The organism is Micromonospora sp. NPDC000089 (genome assembly GCF_042899365.1).
Taxonomy (GTDB): domain Bacteria; phylum Actinomycetota; class Actinomycetes; order Mycobacteriales; family Micromonosporaceae; genus Micromonospora.
This window is the reverse complement of sequence record NZ_JBIAZT010000005.1, coordinates 60,430-77,289: the sequence shown is the minus strand read 5'-3', so window position 1 is coordinate 77,289 and position 16,860 is coordinate 60,430. Positions and strand designations below refer to the sequence as shown.

15 protein-coding genes are annotated in these 16,860 nt (G+C 75.3%); 3 read left to right on the top strand and 12 right to left on the bottom strand.

The genetic code is table 11. The features are described from left to right. Position 1: 1 nt before the first annotated feature. The 4 genes from ACFY3U_RS11905 to ACFY3U_RS11890 are packed head-to-tail and all read right to left on the bottom strand — an operon-like array spanning position 2 to position 2,342. Complete coding sequence (locus tag ACFY3U_RS11905; protein WP_387199068.1) at positions 2-739, bottom strand: hypothetical protein; 738 nt, start codon at positions 737-739, stop codon at positions 2-4. 3 nt (positions 740-742) lie between these two features. After that, positions 743-1,111: a hypothetical protein gene (locus tag ACFY3U_RS11900; protein WP_387199065.1), complete on the bottom strand. Its 369-nt coding sequence runs from the start codon at positions 1,109-1,111 to the stop codon at positions 743-745. A 41-nt stretch (positions 1,112-1,152) separates the two neighbouring features. Then, complete coding sequence (locus ACFY3U_RS11895) at positions 1,153-1,842, bottom strand: hypothetical protein (protein WP_387199062.1); 690 nt, start codon at positions 1,840-1,842, stop codon at positions 1,153-1,155. After that, a complete protein-coding gene (locus ACFY3U_RS11890; RefSeq protein WP_387199059.1) occupies positions 1,839-2,342 on the bottom strand; it encodes a hypothetical protein in 504 nt (167 codons plus the stop codon). Before ACFY3U_RS11890 ends, ACFY3U_RS11895 begins: the two co-directional genes overlap by 4 nt. Before the next feature lie 290 nt (positions 2,343-2,632). Here ACFY3U_RS11890 and ACFY3U_RS11885 point away from each other — a divergent pair, with 290 nt between their 5' ends. Continuing rightward, positions 2,633-3,571: a hypothetical protein gene (locus tag ACFY3U_RS11885; RefSeq protein WP_387199056.1), complete on the top strand. Its 939-nt coding sequence runs from the start codon at positions 2,633-2,635 to the stop codon at positions 3,569-3,571. 64 nt (positions 3,572-3,635) lie between these two features. On the opposite strand, the gene ACFY3U_RS11880 is transcribed toward ACFY3U_RS11885, so the two are convergent. The 3 genes from ACFY3U_RS11880 to ACFY3U_RS11870 all read right to left on the bottom strand — a co-directional run bounded on the left by ACFY3U_RS11880 (position 3,636) and on the right by ACFY3U_RS11870 (position 6,608). Then, positions 3,636-4,862 carry a ricin-type beta-trefoil lectin domain protein gene (locus ACFY3U_RS11880; RefSeq protein ID WP_387199053.1) on the bottom strand — a complete coding sequence of 409 codons (1,227 nt, stop codon included), beginning with the start codon at positions 4,860-4,862 and terminating at the stop codon, positions 3,636-3,638. A gap of 126 nt (positions 4,863-4,988) precedes the next feature. Next, positions 4,989-5,942 (bottom strand): zf-HC2 domain-containing protein, encoded by a 954-nt coding sequence (locus tag ACFY3U_RS11875; RefSeq protein WP_387199050.1) that lies wholly within the window; start codon positions 5,940-5,942, stop codon positions 4,989-4,991. Between the two features lie 99 nt (positions 5,943-6,041). Continuing rightward, positions 6,042-6,608, bottom strand: coding sequence for a sigma-70 family RNA polymerase sigma factor (locus ACFY3U_RS11870; protein ID WP_387199047.1), 567 nt, complete (start codon positions 6,606-6,608; stop codon positions 6,042-6,044). 500 nt (positions 6,609-7,108) lie between these two features. Here ACFY3U_RS11870 and ACFY3U_RS11865 point away from each other — a divergent pair, with 500 nt between their 5' ends. Beyond that, positions 7,109-8,635 carry a ricin-type beta-trefoil lectin domain protein gene (locus ACFY3U_RS11865; protein ID WP_387199045.1) on the top strand — a complete coding sequence of 509 codons (1,527 nt, stop codon included), beginning with the start codon at positions 7,109-7,111 and terminating at the stop codon, positions 8,633-8,635. A 99-nt stretch (positions 8,636-8,734) separates the two neighbouring features. Here the strand turns inward: ACFY3U_RS11865 and ACFY3U_RS11860 are convergent, their stop codons facing one another. Then, positions 8,735-10,231 carry a S8 family serine peptidase gene (locus ACFY3U_RS11860; RefSeq protein WP_387199042.1) on the bottom strand — a complete coding sequence of 499 codons (1,497 nt, stop codon included), beginning with the start codon at positions 10,229-10,231 and terminating at the stop codon, positions 8,735-8,737. A 197-nt stretch (positions 10,232-10,428) separates the two neighbouring features. Between ACFY3U_RS11860 and ACFY3U_RS11855 the strand changes: the two genes are divergently transcribed. Continuing rightward, the gene (locus ACFY3U_RS11855) at positions 10,429-12,441 is read left to right on the top strand and encodes a hypothetical protein (protein WP_387199039.1); all 2,013 of its coding nucleotides are present in this window, start codon (positions 10,429-10,431) and stop codon (positions 12,439-12,441) included. On the opposite strand, the gene ACFY3U_RS11850 is transcribed toward ACFY3U_RS11855, so the two are convergent. From ACFY3U_RS11850 to ACFY3U_RS11835, 4 genes are all read right to left on the bottom strand, one after another. Next, the gene (locus ACFY3U_RS11850; RefSeq protein WP_387199036.1) at positions 12,402-13,949 is read right to left on the bottom strand and encodes a hypothetical protein; all 1,548 of its coding nucleotides are present in this window, start codon (positions 13,947-13,949) and stop codon (positions 12,402-12,404) included. The two genes, ACFY3U_RS11855 and ACFY3U_RS11850, sit on opposite strands and share 40 nt — an antisense overlap. A gap of 168 nt (positions 13,950-14,117) precedes the next feature. Next, entirely contained in the window at positions 14,118-14,378 is a 261-nt protein-coding gene (locus ACFY3U_RS11845) for a hypothetical protein (RefSeq protein ID WP_387199032.1), read from the bottom strand. Between the two features lie 9 nt (positions 14,379-14,387). Next, positions 14,388-15,857 (bottom strand): glycoside hydrolase family 130 protein, encoded by a 1,470-nt coding sequence (locus tag ACFY3U_RS11840; protein WP_387199029.1) that lies wholly within the window; start codon positions 15,855-15,857, stop codon positions 14,388-14,390. After that, entirely contained in the window at positions 15,848-16,846 is a 999-nt protein-coding gene (locus ACFY3U_RS11835; protein ID WP_387199026.1) for a glycosyltransferase, read from the bottom strand. Before ACFY3U_RS11835 ends, ACFY3U_RS11840 begins: the two co-directional genes overlap by 10 nt. Between the last annotated feature and the right edge of the window lie 14 nt (positions 16,847-16,860).

The window sequence follows — 16,860 nt, the reverse complement described above, 5'->3', positions numbered from 1 at the left end:
CTCAGCCCTCGTTCCACAGCACGAAGCCGGCCAGCGAGAGAACCGGGGTGACCGGGCCGTAGAGGCCGCCGGAGTTCAGCGGGCGCAGCCGCCAGTCCACCCCGCTCCAGTCCACCGTGTAGTCGACCGAGAAGTAGCGCGCCGTCGCCTGTCGGACCAGCACCCGGACCACGGCCGTACGCGGCGTGTAGCGCACCACGAGGAACCCGGCGAGCCGGTTGGAGGTCTGCGGCGGGCCGTCCTCCTCCAACGACTCGCGCATCGCGTCGAAGTAGTCCCGCCCGAGCCCGGGCACGAGCTGCTGCCGGCTGACCGTACGCCAGTCCGGGCCGCTCATCTGGCGGGAGATGGTGTGCGCCGCCAACACCGCCCCCATCGGGGTGTGCGCGAAGCACCAGCGCAGCGGCCCGGTGACCTTGAGCGGCCCGGCGGAGGCGGAGAACGGCGTCTGCGCGCCGTTGAGCGGAAGCCAGGTGACGTCGGGCGGTGCCGCCTCCGGGATCCGCTGCGCGGCGTCCACCGTACGGCAGCCCTGCGGCCGCGACCCGTCCGGCGCGAGACCGCCGATCACCGGCCCGGACGGGGGCGCGGCCCGGGAGCCGCTCTCCCCGCCCCCGTAGAACGCCGCGCCGACGCCGGTGCAGAGCGCCAGCACCACGAAGGCCGCCGACACCTGCCACCGGCGCTGCCGCCAGAACGGCCCCTCCTCGGCCGGCTCGGATGCGTGTCGCGCGCGCATGCGTCAGTTCCCCCCCGTCTGGCCGCCCGTGCCGAAGACCCAGGTCACGATCGGGCCGGCGGTGGCGACCAGGATGCAGCCGCCCAGCACCATGCCCAGCCGGCTCATGTGCTCGGAACTCTCGCCCCGCTTGTGCGAGATGGCCATCACCGCGCCGGTGATCAGGACGCCGAGCACGCCCGCCGCGGTGCCCGCCCAGGCGACCAGGCCGAGCGCCTGCTCGACCTTCGCGGCGAGCTCGGTGGGCACCGCGTTCTCGCCGGTGCTCGGCTTCGGCACCTCGGCGCCGCCCGAGAGGCCCTGGACGGGCTCGAGGCGGATGCCGAACGGGATCCGCACCAGACCGCTGTAGTAGAGATCGGAGAGGGCCATGGGTGCTCCTTCGATAGTGGAGGGGGTCGAGAGTGGGGTGGTCACTGGCTGAAGCCGAGCGCCTCGACGAGCGGCCCGGCGGTGGTCGCGAGCATGCACGCGGCCATCACGAACGCGATCTGCCTGGTGTACTCGGTCCGCTCCTCCAGCGCGCCGCGCCGCAGCTGCGAGGCCAGGGTCATGCCGGTCAGCAGCAGGCCGATCACGGCGGCGGCGCTCACGCACCAGGCCATCAGCGTGAGCAGCTGCACGATCGGGGCGTTCGGGTCGTCGACCGCCACCTGGTACGGCTCGATCGACGGCGCCTCGAAGCTCTTCTTGTTGATCGCGTTGTCGCACTTGAACTTGCCCGCGTAGAGGGCGCCGTTGAGCGTGCACGAGTGCGACCCGGTGATGTCCACGTTGTCCTTGGTCCGCGAGTGGCCGCTCAGGTCGACCAGCATCTCGACGTCCATCCAGACCGTGTCGCCGTCGGTGAACTCGGCGGTCAGGTCGAACGAACCGTTGGTCGAGCCCTTCTTGCCGGAGCAGACCCGGTCGCCGTGACCGGCCGGGTAGGTGTTCACCGTGGTGGTGGTCTTCAGGCAGATCTTGTAGAGGAACCCGGCGCCGCCGCCGTCCACCGTCACCGTGTAGCTGCCGGCCGCCTCCGCCGGGCCCGGCGGAGCGAGCGCGAGCAACGCCAGGACCAGGGCGACGACGGCCGCGCCGGACCTGACCGGCCGGCTCACCGCGACCCCCGCCCGGGCCGGGCGTCGACCAGGTCGGCCAGCCGCGCCAGTTGGCGCGGCGGCCGCTGCGGCTCCACCCCGATCCGGTACGACGGGATCCACGGCACCCGGTGCACCGGGGCGATCGCGCGCAGCAGCCGGATCCGGCCCAGCAGCGGCGCCGGCAGCCGGCCCGGGGCGTCGGCGATCAGCACCACACCGACCAGCCGCATCCCGGCCGGATGCCGGCCCTCGCGCATCGTGTTGAGCGCCCGGGACACCGCGCGTAGCCCGTCCAGGTTGGTCCGCCCGACCACCGCGACCCGGGCCGGCTCGCCGAGCGCCGGGTCGGGCCAGCGGCAGCCGATGTCGACGCCGCCGAGCAGGCGGGTCAGGGTGCTGGCGCCGGCGCCGCCGTGCGCGCCGATCCAGCCGATGCCCTCGTCGGAGAGCACGTCGCGGCCGCGGACCGGACCCTCGTCCCGCTCCCGGGGCCGCCCCAGCACCATCTGTCGGCTCATCGCCCGTCCCACCTCCTGTCCCGGTCGTCCGTCGTGCGCGCCGACCGCCGCCGGGTGTCCCGGCCGGAGCGGTCGACGGCCGCACTACGACGCGACCGCCCGCTCGGTTCGACCGGGATCACAGGTTTTTCTCGCCCGACCGCCCGGCGGAAAAATCCGGGCCCGGCGCTGAACCACGGACCGCGGCGGCCCGTAGTCGGTGCATCGCGAACCGTGGAAGGAGGAGGCACTCCGAGCCGGCGGCGGACCGCCGGTCTATCCAGCCAGGAACAGCGCTCGAAGGAGTGACCATGACCGACCCCAGCTATTACGGCTACGAGCCGGACCCGCGGCAGCAACCGCCGCGACGCGCCCAGACCTACGCGACGACGCCCGCGCCGTCGCAGCCCGGCGAGCGGCACTACAGCGTGCCGGTCAACCAGTACAGCCAGTACGCGTACGCGTCGTCGTCCACCGCCGCGGCACCGCAGTTCACCGACTCGTTCAACGGCGGGCGGCGGGTGTCCCCGCCCACCGTCCCGTCGCGGTCCAGCCAGCAGGACTCCCGCCACTCCTCCGCCGCCAGCGGGCAGTTGGCCGAGCTGCGCCGCCGGTCCACCTACGTGGTCAACGATCCCGACGCGCTGGTGAACATGGCGGTGCAGGTGCGGGCGGTGAGCACGACCAGGCCGGTCGAGCCCCGGCGGGACAGTCAGGTGAGCCCGGCCAATCCGAGCCGGCCGACCAACAGTGAGGCACGGCAGGGCGCCCAGAACGCCGGTTTCAAGGGCCTGACCGACTTCAAGGCGTTCATGAACCACTACCTGCCGCCGGGGACGGAGTTCACGGCCAGCTCGCTGAGCGCCATCTCCGGCGTCCTGGAGGGGTGGGCCGCGCGGGGCACCCAGATCGGCGCGGCCAGCGTCACCGCCCTGAAGTCCGGCGTGGAGTTCATCGACGCCGCGCGGACCGGCGACTGGACGAAGGCCGCGGTCCACGCCGGGAACCTCACCGGCATGGGCATGAGCATCGCCGGCACGGCGGCGAACATCACCCAGCTCACCGCGGCCGGCGGGATCGTCGTGGGGGCGGCCACGCTCACCAACGCGACGGTCGACCAGCGGCGGGCCGCGATCCAGCAGCAGTCGCAGAACATCGACCTGGAGAGTGGGCAGAACCGCCGTCAGTCGAACGCCGCCGCCCCTCCGGCGGGCCGAGGGCAGCAGCAGGCGCCGGCGCGCGGCCGCTGACCGGATCCGCACAACCTGACGGGCCCGGGTGATCCGCACCCGGGCCCGTCGTCGTCCCCGCCGGTCAGCGGGCCTCGCGCCAGCTCTGGTTGCCCTTGCCCGTCTCGCAGTCCCAGATCTGCAGCGGCGCGCCGTCGTCGGAGTTCCAGTCGCGCACGTCGAGGCACTTGCCGGAGTTCGGGTTACGCAGCAGGCCGTCCTCGGCGACCCAGACCTGCGCCGGGCCGCCGGTGCACCAGACGAGCTGCACCTTGGCCCCGTTGTCCCGGGACGCCCAGGCGACGTCCATGCACTTGTCCAGCACCTTCAGGGTGTCGCCGGGACCACGGGTGAACCGCTGGGCCGGGGAGCCGTTGCACTGCCAGAGCTGCAACCGCACGCCGTCGGCGGACTCGCCGTTCGGCACGTCGACGCACTTGTCCGCGTACCCGCGCAGCGCGAAGCCGCCGCCGGACGTGACGGCCTTGCGCTCGCCCGCCGGGGCAGCAGGTGCCCCGCCGCTGTGGAACGTCACCACGATCTCCCCGCAGCCCGGGCAGTTGTAGACGGTCTCGTTGCCGGCGACCCGGTCGTGGGTGGACCACAGGTAGGCACGCGGGGCGAACGGCAGCAGCGCGGCGGTGTAGGCGCTCTCCGCGTCCCGGTTCGGGTTGACGCAGTTCATCCGGTCGCCCCGGGCCGGGTCGCGGACGGCGTGCGCGTCCGGGCAGGCGGCGAGCAGCTGACCGCCGGAACAGTCCTGCCGCGCGCAGCTGCCCGCACTCTCCGGCCGGGGGGCGCCGGGCGCGTCGATGGTGACCGTGGTGGACACCGCGTCGACGTAGCTCACGTTGTACCAGGGCGCGGCCGGGTTGTTCCGGTCGAAGTTGAACTCGGCCAGGCTCACCGGCTCCGCACCCCGCTCGCACCGGTCGGCGAAGGCGCCGCAGTCACCGACGAGGCAGCGGAAGCCGCCGTTCGGGTCGCCGTCGCAGCGCTGGCGGGCGAAGAACCGGCCGCGCCAGTGGCCCGGCTCGCCGCCGTCCGGGATGACGATGGTGCTCCGTTCGCCGGGGCGCAGGGTGGGCAGGCCGGTGATCGGCCGGGAGCCGTCCCCGCTCTCCCCCGCACCGATCCACAGCGTCTCCGCGGTGCCGTTGACGAACGTCACCCGTTCCCCGGTGGCGGCGGTCGCCGCACCGCCCGGCATTCCCACGGTCAGACCGAGCGCGAGCAGCACGACGGCGAGCAGAGCGGCCCTCCTGCTCGTCCGCGTCGCGCGGGTCGACGACGATCCGGTGTTCACTGCCATGTAGCCCTCCCTTGGCCTGGCGGGGACGCGCCACGTCCCCCGACGAGTGCGGCTGGCGCACGGCCACACGACGGCCGGGGAGGACGTCCGGTTCAACCGGAGGTGGTGCGGATCGAAGGCTTCCGGTCAGCGCGAGATCGGCGCGGTGACCACCGAGGTGCCGTCGGGCAGGCCCACGCCGACGAAGGAGAGCTGGTCGACCGGGGGCGACAGCTCGCCGGTCACCACCTGCGGGCCGGTCGCGGCGGTCCAGTCCCGCACCGGGTGGGTGACGCCGTCGCGGGTCACCGCGAAGAGCCGGTAGCGCAGGCCGGGACGCAGCCCGGTCGCGGTGATCCTGATCGTGGAGCCCTGGCCCTCGTGGGTGGTGATCGACACGGAGAGGCCCACCCCCGCGCCGGGGGCCTCCCCGGTCGCGGTCAGCACCAGGTCGTCGCGACCACCGCCGCCGCCGACCGTGGCCACGATCCCGCCGGTGAGCACCACCGCGGCCAGCGCCACCGCCCCGGCCCAGAGCAGCAACCGGCGACGCGCCGACAGGACCCGGGATCGGCCACCGCCGGGCCGGCTGCCGCCGCCGGACGCCCGCGCCGGCCCGGTCGTGCCGCCGTCAGGCCCACGACCAGGTCGCACGAGCCGCCGACCCGTCGTCACCGGGCCGCCGTCCGGCCCGGCCGTGCCGTCGGAATCCGGTGTGGACCGGGGTACGACGGGTGGCGCCTCCGCCACAGCGACGCCCGGCGCGGAGTCCGGACCGGCGGGTATGGCGGCCTCACCAGCGGCAGGCGTGGCGGGCTCGCGGACGACAGCTGTCGCGGAGTCGGGAGCGGCGCTCGGTCGCGGGACGGCAGCCGGTGGGAGGACGGAGGCCGGTGGGAGGGCGAACCCGTCCCAGTCGGCCGCGCTGAGGCCACCGAGCCCGCTGGTCACGCCGCCCAGGTCGGCCGCGGCGGAGAGGCACTCGTCGCACCCGGCGAGATGGTCCTCGAAGGCGACCCGGTCGGTCTCGTCGAGCGCGTCGAGCAGGTAGAGCGCGAGGGCTTCGTGCTCGGACGTCGGGTGTTCACCGTCGCTGCGCATCACGCCCCCCTTCCCGACCCGACAAAGGGTGCGCCGGAGCGACGACCCTGGTCACCGCGCCGGTGCCGGGATCTGACGAGGAGTCGCAGGAACGTGACATCAGGCCGACTCGATCGGGCCGATCGCCGCGTGCAGCGCCCGCACCGCGTAGTACGTCCGGGACTTTACCGTACCCTCGGGTATGCCGAGTCGCTCCGCCGCCTCCGCGACCGAGGCCTGCCGGTAGTACATCTCGATCAGGACCTCCCGGTGCTCCGGCTTGATCTGTCGCAGAGCCAGGCGGACGGCGTGGACACTGACCACCCGCTCCATCTCGTCCTCGGCCGTGGTGAGCAGGTTGAGGTCGGGCACGGCCACCTCCGGCGGCCGGGCCTGCCGGGCCCGGCCGGCGTCGACGGCCACGTGCCGGGCGACGGTGTAGAGCCAGGGGGCGATCCGGCGCGGCTCCGCGGCCAGCGTCCCCAGGTTGCGCCAGGCCCGCAGGAAGGTCTCCTGCACCAGGTCCTCGGCGAGTTCCTGCCGGCCGAGGACGAGGCGGGTGACGAACCGCAGCAGTGGCTCCCGGTACTGCTCGTGGATCCATCGCATGAGGCTCTCGGGGGAACCCTGCCCGACGGCCTCGCCCGGCGCTCCGGGATCCACCGCCTCGTTGGGCACCGCCGACACAGAACGCCTCCCCCTGACGTGTGGGGCGTACCCGCACGGTCGGCCTGGCGCCTCGACGCCGAACCCCTCTGGGGAAGAAGGATAACCGTACTGATCGGACGGTGCCGCCGGCCGGCGCACGGCGACCAGCGTCCCGGCGCTCATCGGATGCGGCCCGGGGCTGCCCCGCCCACGACTGCGCTGGTCGTGACCGCACTGGGTGGGCGGCGGCGAGTCGACATCGAACACTCCGATCGACGGTTCGGCAGCCGCGGGGCGGTCCGTCCGGCGGCGGTCACATTGACGGCCCGGCGTGCGGGTCGGTTCAATGGCGACCGGACTGGAATCGGATCCGATTCCGGTCGGGTGAACCGAGGACGTCGCGCATCCGTCACGCCAGACGACGTCATCACCGGAAGGGAAGCCCCGTGACACCCGATCTTCCTGGCATCCGATCCCGGCTCGCCCGGACACCGCGTCGTGTCGTCGCTGCCATCGCAGCCGGACTCGCGGTGTTGTGCATGGTGATCGCCTCCGTGAGCTGGGGCATCGCCACGGCCCGCGACGACAAGCTGACCGGTCGTACGGTCTCCGCCGAGAACCTGACCGCCATCCGGGCCGCGGCCCGCTCCTGCCCCACGCTGACCCCGGCCCGCCTGGCCGGACAGCTGATGACCGAGTCCGGCCTGGACGGGCGGGTCAAGAAGACCACCTCGGGCGGTCGCGGCTTCGCCGGCCTGGACGACGACCGGTGGAAGTCCTGGGCGCCCTGGCCCGGGGCGGACCGCACCGACCCGGCCGCGAACATCCTCGCGCTGGCCCACCAGATGTGCGACCTCAGCGGGCAACTGCGGCTGGCCGTGATCCCCGGCGACCCGTGGCGACTGTCCCTGGCCGCGTTCCACGCCGGGCTCGACCGGGTACGCGAGGCCAAGGGCGTACCGTCCGACGCGGTCACCTACGTCGACGACGTCAGCCGCTACGCGGCGTACTACGGGGAGTTGGCCGCGTTCGGCGGCTCCGGCACCACCCGCCCGGACGCCGGGCGCCGGCAGCCGAAGGCGGTGCCGGCGAGCTACGTACGCCTCGTGGTGCGGGCCGGCTCGGTGTGCCCGGAGGTGCCGCCCGCGGCGGTGGCCGCCCAGCTCATGGCGTTGTCCGGCTTCGACCCGAACCTGCTCGGTGACGACGGCCGGCGCGGGATCGCCCAGTTCCTGCCCGAGGTGTGGCGGGCACACGGGCCGGCCGGGGCGTCGCCGTGGGATCCGCAGGTGGCCGTGCCGGCGGTCGGCGCCGCGCTCTGCGCGCTGCGGCGGGACCTCGTCGGCCTCGACGGCGACCCGGGCCTGCTGGCGCTGGCCGCATACCGCAACGGCCCCACCGCGGTGCGGCAGACCGGCGGCGAGCTCGACGACGCGACGCAGGCGTTCCTGCGGCAGGTGCGGGAGTTCACCGACTTCTACGCCCTCGACGACCGGCTCCGGGTCCCGGCGGCGAGCGCGAGCCCGTCGCCCACGCCCCCGGCGCCGAGACCGAAGCCCACGACCACGTCGGCGCCGACACCCACGCCGACGCCCACACCGGCTCCACCCATCCCTCGGCCCAGCGCGCCGCCGTCGACCCGCCCGCCGGCCGAGCCGGAGAAGCCGGCCCCGCCGAAGCGCCCGAGCGGCGCGAAGCAGCTCGTCGGCAAGGAGACCGGGCTGTGCGCAACCGGCGGCAGCGGGGACGGCATCCCGGTCGTCCTGCAACCCTGCCGAGAGGATCGGCTCCAGTGGTGGTCGTTCCGGTCCGACGGCAGCGTCCGGGCGAACGGCCTCTGCCTGGACGTGGCGTGGGGCGAGAAGCGTGACGGCGCGCCCGTGCAGACCGCCACCTGCAGCGGCAACCCGGCCCAGAAGTGGGAGTGGATCGAGCGCGACGGCCGGCGGTCCCTGCACAACCCGGAGACCGCCCGCTGCCTGGATGTGGACGGGCACGGCACGGGCGCTCCGTTGAACGCCTGGACGTGTGTGTTCAACCCGAAGCAGACCTGGTCGCTGCGCTAGCCGGGCGCCCCGGTCACCCGCTCGGGGTGACCGGGGCGCCGCAGTCCGGCTCTGCCGGCACACCGGCACACCGGCCAGCCGACCCGACGGCCGTGCCGGTCAGCCGGCAACCCGGCGGCGACGCAGCCAGAAGACCAGGAAGCCGCCCACGCCGCACACCAGGGCGAACCCCAGGAGCACGGCGAGTAGCGTGCCCCCGCCGCGCCCCGCCTGCGCGGCGGCCGGGGCCTGGCCGTCCACCGACGGGGCCACCGACGCCGCCGGGTTGATCATGCCGGCGCCGTACCGCGGGTCGCCCTCGGCCACCTGCCCACCGACCGGCTCGGCGGTGCCGCGGATGCGCTCCTCGACCTGGGCGGCGGTGAGGTCGGGCTGGGCGGCCCGGATCAGCGCGGCCTCGCCGGCCACGAACGCCACCGCGAACTCGGTGCCGGTGTTGCCGACCACCTTGCCGCCGCCGACCCCGAGCGTCGCCACCTCGATGCCGGGCGCGACCACCTCGACCGACCCGTCGAGATACTTCTCCGCGAGCTGGCCGCCGGCGCCGACCCCGCCGGTGAGCACCAGCGCCCCGCCGGATCCGCCGCGCGGCGACGGCAGCGTGGTCGGCTTCACCGGCGCCCCCGCCACCACCAGCACGTCGTGCTCCAGCGCGGTGGTCAGGGAGGCCACCACCGCCGGGTCGGCCAGGTCGACCCGGGAGCCGAGCGCGAGCACCGAGGCGCCCGTGCTGACCGCCACCTCGATGGCCGTGGCGGCGTCGGCCGCGCGGGCGTCGCCCGAGGACCGGGCCATCCGGACCGGCACGATGGTCGCGTCCGGCGCGAGCCCCACCGGGCTGCCGTCGACGCTGTCGTCCGCGGCGATGATGCCCGCCATCGCCGTACCGGAACCGAGGCAGTCCTCGTCGCCCCGCCCGTTGCCGACGGTGACGTCCGCGCCCACCGCGACCCGGCCGCTGAGCTGCTGGACTCCGGCGTCGACGCCGGAGTCGACGACCGCGACCTTGACCCCGTTGCCGCGGGTCAGGGTCCACGCGCTGTCCGCCGCCATGCGCAGCTGCGCCCACTCCGACCGGCCGCTCGACGCGGTCGTGGCGGTGCACCGGACGGCGGGGCCGGCCCCGCCGGGCGTACGGGAGGGGGTGGGGTTCGCGCTCGGCGTCGGGCTGCTGTCCGGCCGCGCGCTCGGCGTGCCGGCCGGGGTGCCGGCCGGAGTGGGGCGGGCAGACGGCCGGCGGGGGGCCGGCAACTGTCCGTACTCGACGCCCTGGCCGGCGGCGTCCCACGGCAGCACCAGGTGCCACCCGGCCCGCAGCGCGGCCGGGTCGGTCAGCCGACCCCCGTCCGGCTGGACCCGACCGGTGTTGAGCTGGTAGATCTCGGCGGACCGCTCGCCACTGCCGAGGAAGCGCCGGGCGATCTCGGTGAGATTCTCCGGCTGGCCCTGGTACGCCGCCGTCACCACGTAGTACTTCACGTACGGCTCGGTGTCCGGTGCGGACCCGGCGGCCGAGGCGCGTGGCACGGTCAGGAACGCACAGCCGACCATCACCACCACGAGCAGTCGAGCAAGGATGGAGTGCTTCGTCAGCACCGAGGTCCCCTTCCGTCACCGCGGCCCAGACCGTTCGGCCGTCACTGTCTATTGCGGATCAGCGCCGACTTCGTTCAAATCAATCTGAACCAGATTTCCATGGCGCTCGTCATGGAGACCGCCGAGGGTACCGGCCCTCGATGTCGGACAGCTCCGACCGGCGGTGTGACGTCGGTGGAACGAGGGCGGGGGCGGCGGTGACAGAGCTGGCACAGGCCGCCGCCGTGGACGGCCGGGGAATCGAGCGGGTGCCGACCACCCGCCGCTTCGACCCGCGCCGGCACCGGCGGGTGCCCGGCCTGCTGGATCTCTGGCTGGTGTGCGGCCCCCGGGGGCGGCCGGCGCTGCCGTCCGAACCGGACCGCCCGCTGGACGCGCCCGCCGTGGCGGACCTGGTGCAACGCACCGGGGACGCCGCGGACGACGTGCGGATCCTCGCCGACGACGGCGCCCGCCACACCGAGCTGTTCACCGAGGTGGCCGGCCTACTGGGGCACGACGTGCTGGTCAGCCCGGACGGCGCGGACATCCGGCAGGTGCTGACCGGTGAGGTCGCCGGGGCCGCCGGTGGCCCGCTGCACGCGCTGCCGCTGGACCGGATCACCCGCCAGCCGATGGACTGGCTGGTGCTGCAACCGCCCGACCTGGCCACGCCGCTGCCCGGCTGGTTCGCGATGGAGGACGGGCTGGTCCGGCCCCGGACCGGGGTGGTCAACCTGCCGCTGGCCACCGGTGTGGCGTTGGCCACCCGCGCGGACTTCGTGGCGCGCCGGGCCACCGCACACCGGCTCGGCGCCACCGCGGCGGATCTGGTCACGGTCTCCGTCACGGCCCGCTCCGGCGGATTCCTGATCGGCGACTACAGCGGCACCCAGCAGGTACGTGACGCCAGTCACCTGGCCGCGCTCCTCGGCGAGCTGCCGCTCTACGGCGCCGAACTGCGACTGTGGCTCACCTGGCCGTCCGAACCGGACGAGCAGGCGAAGCTCACCACCCAGGCCGCCGAGCTGGCCGAGATCACCGGCGCCACGGTCTGGACCCCGCCGCCGGGCGGGCGAGCGGAACTCGTCGGCGACCAACGCCACCTGCGCGCGCTCGACGCGGCCGGCGGCGTGGCGCCGTGGCGGGCCCACCGCCCCCGGTACGCCGATGCCCCGCCGGCCGTCGACGCGACCCCCGACGGCCTGCTGACGCCCCGCTCGACGCGGCAGCGGATCATGGTGGCCGCGGATGTCGACGAGGGGAACCCGGCGGCCGACGCTCCGGCCGACGCCGCACGGGAGGACACCGGGCCACCCGAGCGCGGGGCCGCCGTCCCGGCACCCACGGCCCGCCCCACGCTGGCCGTCGAGCACCGCCGGGCGGGCCGGTACGGGCCGCCCTGGCTGCGCCCCGGCCAGCAGGTCAACGACAGCACCTTCGAGGCGTTCGTCGCGGTCACCGGCGACCTGGACCGGGCCGCGACCGAGGGCGTACCCAGCGCGGAGCTGTTCCTGGTCGCCTACCTCGACCCGCGGTCCGCGCCGCACCGGGCCGACCTGCTCCGCGTCCGGGTCGAGCCGGGCGGCGCGATCCCGGTGCAGGTGCTGCGTTCCCACGTCCCGGCACGCCTGCAGTACCTGCTCGGCGCCCCGGACACCTACCTGCTGCCGGCCGGGCGGCTGGACCGGGCGCGGGTGCGGGACGGCTTCCGGGCCACGGACGACGGCGGGCTCCGGCCCGTCGACGGGCTCGACGGCGGGGCGCTGCGGATCCGCTCCGCGCCGGCCGGCGCGTCGAGCGGCGGGCTGCCGCACGACGTCAGCCGGTGGCCGGCGCACGGCACCCGGCGGGCGTACGCGCTGCTGCCGGCCCGGTCCCGCGGCCTGGCGCCGGGCTGGTTGCCGCTGTCCCGGCAGCGGCCGACAGCGCGGGCCGGCCGGCTGCTCGTGGAGGTACGAGTGCCCCGCGGCCGTACGGTCGACGTCGAGGCCACCGCCGACGACCTCGCCGCCCTCCCGCTGGCCCACAGCCGGGCGGAGCGGCTGCGGCTGGCGGGGGTGGAGCTGATCCTCACCAGCCGCTCCTACGACCGGATCCAGGTGGACCGGGTCCACCGGGCGCGGGACGGGGTGTGGGAGGCGGTGCCCGGGGTGGCGGCGGGACCGCTCCCCCTGGTGCTGCGCGGCGTTCAGTCCCCGCCGGCCGCCACCTCGTCCACGTCCAGCTGAAGCGACCAGCGGCCGGCCGGGACCGGACCGAGCACGACCGGCACGCACCGCCCCGCGGTGGCGGCGGCGAGGCCACGCGCCCCGGCCGGGGACGGGCCCTCGAGGAACACCACGTACGGCGCCGGCAGCTCCTCGCCCGCCCTCGGCGGCTCGGGCAGGGCGGGCAGCCGGCGGCACCCGTCCGGCGGCTCGGCCCCCAGCGTCTCCCCCACGACCGCCACGCCGACGCCCGCGGCGGACAGCCGCCCGGCGAGGGTGGCGGCGGCCCGACCACAGACGTCCAGCGGCCCGACGAGGGTGAGCACGTCGGGCACCCGGGCGAGATCCACGTGCAGACGCCACGGCCCGCTGCGCCCCAGCACCAGCGGCAGCACCGCCGGCGGCGCCGTCTCCCCGGGGCCCAACCAGGCGTACGGCGGCGCGCCGCGCCCGGCCGCCACGCCGACCAGCCGGACCCTGGCCGGGCCGACGTCGGTGTCCAGGTCGGCGACGAGGTACGGCACTTCGTCTCCGGCCGGCAGCGGCGGACGCGGCACGACCGGCGTGGCCTTGGCGCCGGTCTCCGGCGGCGTAGCGGGCCGGTCTGGTCCCGGTGCCGGCCCGGACCCGGACGACGGCCCCGACCCCGACGACGGCCCCGGCCCGGACGAGGGTGCCGGCGCGGAGCCTTCGCCCGCGGCCGATGCGGCGGGTGGCGCCGGCGGGGCGGGCCGGGCGGGCGCGGAGGAGGGGCCCGGGGCCGGCGCCGGGTCGCCCGACGGGGCGGGCCGGGGCGGGGTGTCGTCCTCCGGCGCTTCCGGCCGGCTCCGCTCGACCCGCTCACCGTCGCCGGGAGCGGGCGTGTGGTGCCGCTGTGGTGGCCACGGCCCGTCGTCGCCCGCCAGGGACAGGCCACGACCGGAGCGACCCGGGCGCAGCAGCACGATCGCCACCACCGCGAGCAGCACCGACAGCACGCCCGCGCCGACGCGGATCACCAGCGGGTCGATGCCGCCACCCGGGGTCGCGAGCCCCCCGGGCGGCGGGGCGACCACCTCCGTGGTGGCCGGGGGCCGCCCCGCCGCCCGGGTGGTCGCCGGCGCCCGGGCCGGTGGGGTCGGCGCGGCGGTGGTGCGGGCCGGTGCGGGTCGTTCGGCGGCCGGCGTACGGGTCACCGCAGGGGCGGAGCGTGCCCGGGTCCGGGGCAGCGGGCCGATGCGTACCCCCTGCCCCTTCGCGTCCGGGGGCAGGACGAGCATCCAGCCCGGGTTCAGCACCAGCCCGTCGGTGAAGGTCTCGCCGTCCGGCTGGGCCCGGCCGGTGTTCAGGTCGACGATCTCCCGGTACCGGTTGCCGTTGCCGAGCGTGCGCAGCGCGATGGCGTAAAGGTATTCCCGCTGCCCGTCCACCGGTGGACCGACCACGTAGTACCGGCCGGTCTCCGCCGGCGCGGCGTGCGCCGGACCGGTTGGCAGCAGGCAGATCCCGACCAGCACCAGCACCGCCTGAACGGCCAGCCGCATCCGCACGCTTCGCCCTCCCTGTCCTTCGCCACCGTCATCCTGCCGTCCCGGCTCACTACGGACCGAGCCGCCGTCGGTTCAACGGTGATCGCGGCCGGATTGCGGACCGGGCCCGACCCGGGCCCGGCGACGCGCCGGACCGGCCGGCCCGGTTCACGGGCCCCGTCGGGCAGCTCAGGCGTTCGATCGCCGGTTCATGGCGGCGAGTGGGCCGAGATCCGGCGCGAGCGCACCGGCCTGGCCCAGCGAGCGGAAGTCCGCCTCGACCGCCGCCAGCGCGGCCGCGCTCGTTGGCGGCAGGCGGTCGAGCATCGGCGCCACCGGCCGGGTCTCCTCGGGCACCGGGGCACGCGACCGGTCGGAGAACCATCGGGCGAGATCGGCATCGAGGTCGCGCTCGACGTAACCGGATAGATCGTCGAGGTTGATCGCCACGGGCGGATGCTATTCCACCATGGCGGCGATGAGGGCGGCCATCGGCACGGTGGCGAACCGGACCCGGGCGTCGCTGGCCCCGTACGGCAGCCACAGCTCTCCGTCGTGCACGAGTCCGCCGCAGGAGTAGACGACGTTGGGGACGTATCCGTCCCGGTCGGCGTCGTCGGGTGACAGGAGGGCGCCGGGCAGCGTGGCGACGACCCGTTCCGGCCGGTGCAGGTCGAGCAGGAGCGCGCCGATCGCGTACCGGCGCATCGGGCCGACCCCGTGGGTGAGGACGAGCCAGCCGTCGTCGGTCTCGATCGGTGATCCGCAGTTGCCGACCTGGATCAGCTCCCAGCTGTCGCGGGGGCGGTGCAGCGGCAGCGGTTCCTGCCACCGGTTCTCGCCGTCCAGGCAGGTCAGGCCGATGGTCTCACCGTCGGTGCGGCACAGGGCGAGGTGCCGGCCGCCGACCGTACGGGGGAAGAGCGCGACGCCCTTGTTGCGGGCGCCCGGTCCGCGCATCGGGGTGATCTCGAAACGGCGCAGGTCGCCGCTGGCCAGCGCGCGGGTGGCGATGCGCCGTCCGTCGAAGGCGGTGTAGGTGGCCCGGTACACGGATCCGGTCTCGTCGGTGAACCTGACGAAGCGGGCGTCCTCCAGGCCGTTGCTCTCCGCCGGGGTGGCGGGCCAGAGCACCCGTTGGTGCAGGGCGGTGGCGGCGGGGAAGGTGGTGGCGTAGCTGGCGGCGTCGGTGCGGCGCAGCTGTTCGAGGGTGCGCGGACCGGTGCTGCGGGAAAGCAGATCCGGGGGCAGGGTGCCGAGCGCCAGCTCGAACGCGGTCTCGTCGTACCGGTCGGGCAGGGCGTCCAGCACGGTGGCGGTGATCTCGTTGTCGCAGTGCTCCTCCGCCAGGCCGGCGGCGAGCAGGTCCCGACGGTGCCGTACGCCCATCCGCTGCCCGAGGACCAGAGGGCCGGACCGGTCGGCGACGGCGAGCCGGCGTCCCGGTCCGAGAACGGCGGTGGCGAACCCGATGGATGACAGGTGGCCCTCGCCGATCTGGCGCAGGCTGACCGCGACGCGCAACTGCCCGGCGGCCAGCCCGTTCTGGTCGGGGTGGGCCACCATCGACGGGTTGCACAGCGCGGCGGCCTCGACCGCGTACTCGTGGCTGAAAAAGGCGCCGACCAGCAGCCGGGTGGTGGGGGAAAGGTCCCGGCGCCGGGTGATGCGGTGCCGGACGAGGTCGTAGTGGTGGTGGAACGTGCCTTCCAGATCGCGGTGCCGGTCGCCGAAGCGGTCGAAGGTGTCCCGCAGCAGCCGGCCGGTCTCCTCGTCGTCGAGGTGGGCGACGCGGTCGATGAGCGACTGCGCGCGGGTGCGTACCAGGGGGCCGTCCTCACCCGGGACGAAGAGCTTGACGACGACCCGGCGTGGATCCGGCGCGAGGGTGAGGTCATGCCGAACGGCCAGGGTGCCGGTCACGGCCATCGCCGAGCGTGCTGCAGGGTGGAGATGAGGGCGAGGGTGGACTCGGCGCCCTGGTTGAGGTTCGGTCCGTGCGCGGTCAACCCGTCGTAGCCGCCGCCGGTCGCCGGATCCCACATCGCCGTGCCGACGTCGTTGTCGCCGAGGAACCAGCCGACCGCCTGCCGCACTCCGGTCTCCCAGCCGGGGTCGCCGGTGACGGTGGCGGCGGTGGCGCAGGCGTCGGCGAAGGCGGCGACCTCGATCGGTTGCTGGTCGTGGCGCGGCCGCGCCGCGCCACGCTGCCACCCGCCGGCGGGTACGACCGACAGCTGCCCGTCGCGAAGCTGGACGTCACGCAGCCAGGCCAGCATCCGCAGCCCGTCGGCGAGGGGTGGACCGCCGTGGCGTAACTGGCTGGCGGCGATGACAACCTCGGCGAGGGCCGCGTTGGCGTAGCTCAGCCGCTGCTGCGGCCACGGCCAGCGCGGGTCCGGTCCGGGGCCGCCGATCGTCGTGGCGGCGTCGGTCAGCAGCGCGGCCGCCGCAGCGTGGGTCGGGTGGCGGCGCAGCACCTCGACCGCGCCGAGCCCGGCGAAGGCCATCGCGTGCGGGGCCGGGGAGCGTCGCGCGGCGCCCCGGCTGAACGCGACCAGCGCCTCCTCCCGGATCCAGGCTGCGGGGCTGCGCGCGGCGGCGGTGCCCAGCCCCCACAGCGCCCGGCCCCACCAGTCGCCGACGCCGGGCTGGTCGGTCCAGCGCCGGTCGTGCCCGAGCCGGTTGTGGAAGGCGCCGCCGGCGTCCTGCGCGTGGGTCAGGAAGGCGAGGTAGCGCTCGGCGAGCCGGAGCACCTGCTCGGTCGGCGCCGGTTCGCGGCTGGTGACGACCAGGCCGCGCGCGACGTCGTCGGTGCAGTAGCCGTGCTCGCGGCGGACGATGGCGTGCCGGGCGTGCTCGAACAGGCCGGTGTCGTCGCTCAACCGGGCCAGGTGGGCGAAGTTCGGTTCGGGCACGGTCCCACGACGAT

Bases quoted from the DNA above. Each gene is read 5' to 3' on its own strand.
- ACFY3U_RS11865 (WP_387199045.1), top strand. From the start codon at position 7,109: ATGGTGATCGCCTCCGTGAGCTGGGGCATCGCCACGGCCCGCGACGAC.
- ACFY3U_RS11875 (WP_387199050.1), bottom strand. From the start codon at position 5,942: ATGCGCAGCGACGGTGAACACCCGACGTCCGAGCACGAAGCCCTCGCG.
- ACFY3U_RS11900 (WP_387199065.1), bottom strand. From the start codon at position 1,111: ATGGCCCTCTCCGATCTCTACTACAGCGGTCTGGTGCGGATCCCGTTC.
- ACFY3U_RS11890 (WP_387199059.1), bottom strand. From the start codon at position 2,342: ATGAGCCGACAGATGGTGCTGGGGCGGCCCCGGGAGCGGGACGAGGGT.
- ACFY3U_RS11840 (WP_387199029.1), bottom strand. From the start codon at position 15,857: ATGGCCGTGACCGGCACCCTGGCCGTTCGGCATGACCTCACCCTCGCG.
- ACFY3U_RS11880 (WP_387199053.1), bottom strand. From the start codon at position 4,862: ATGGCAGTGAACACCGGATCGTCGTCGACCCGCGCGACGCGGACGAGC.
- ACFY3U_RS11905 (WP_387199068.1), bottom strand. From the start codon at position 739: ATGCGCGCGCGACACGCATCCGAGCCGGCCGAGGAGGGGCCGTTCTGG.
- ACFY3U_RS11885 (WP_387199056.1), top strand. From the start codon at position 2,633: ATGACCGACCCCAGCTATTACGGCTACGAGCCGGACCCGCGGCAGCAA.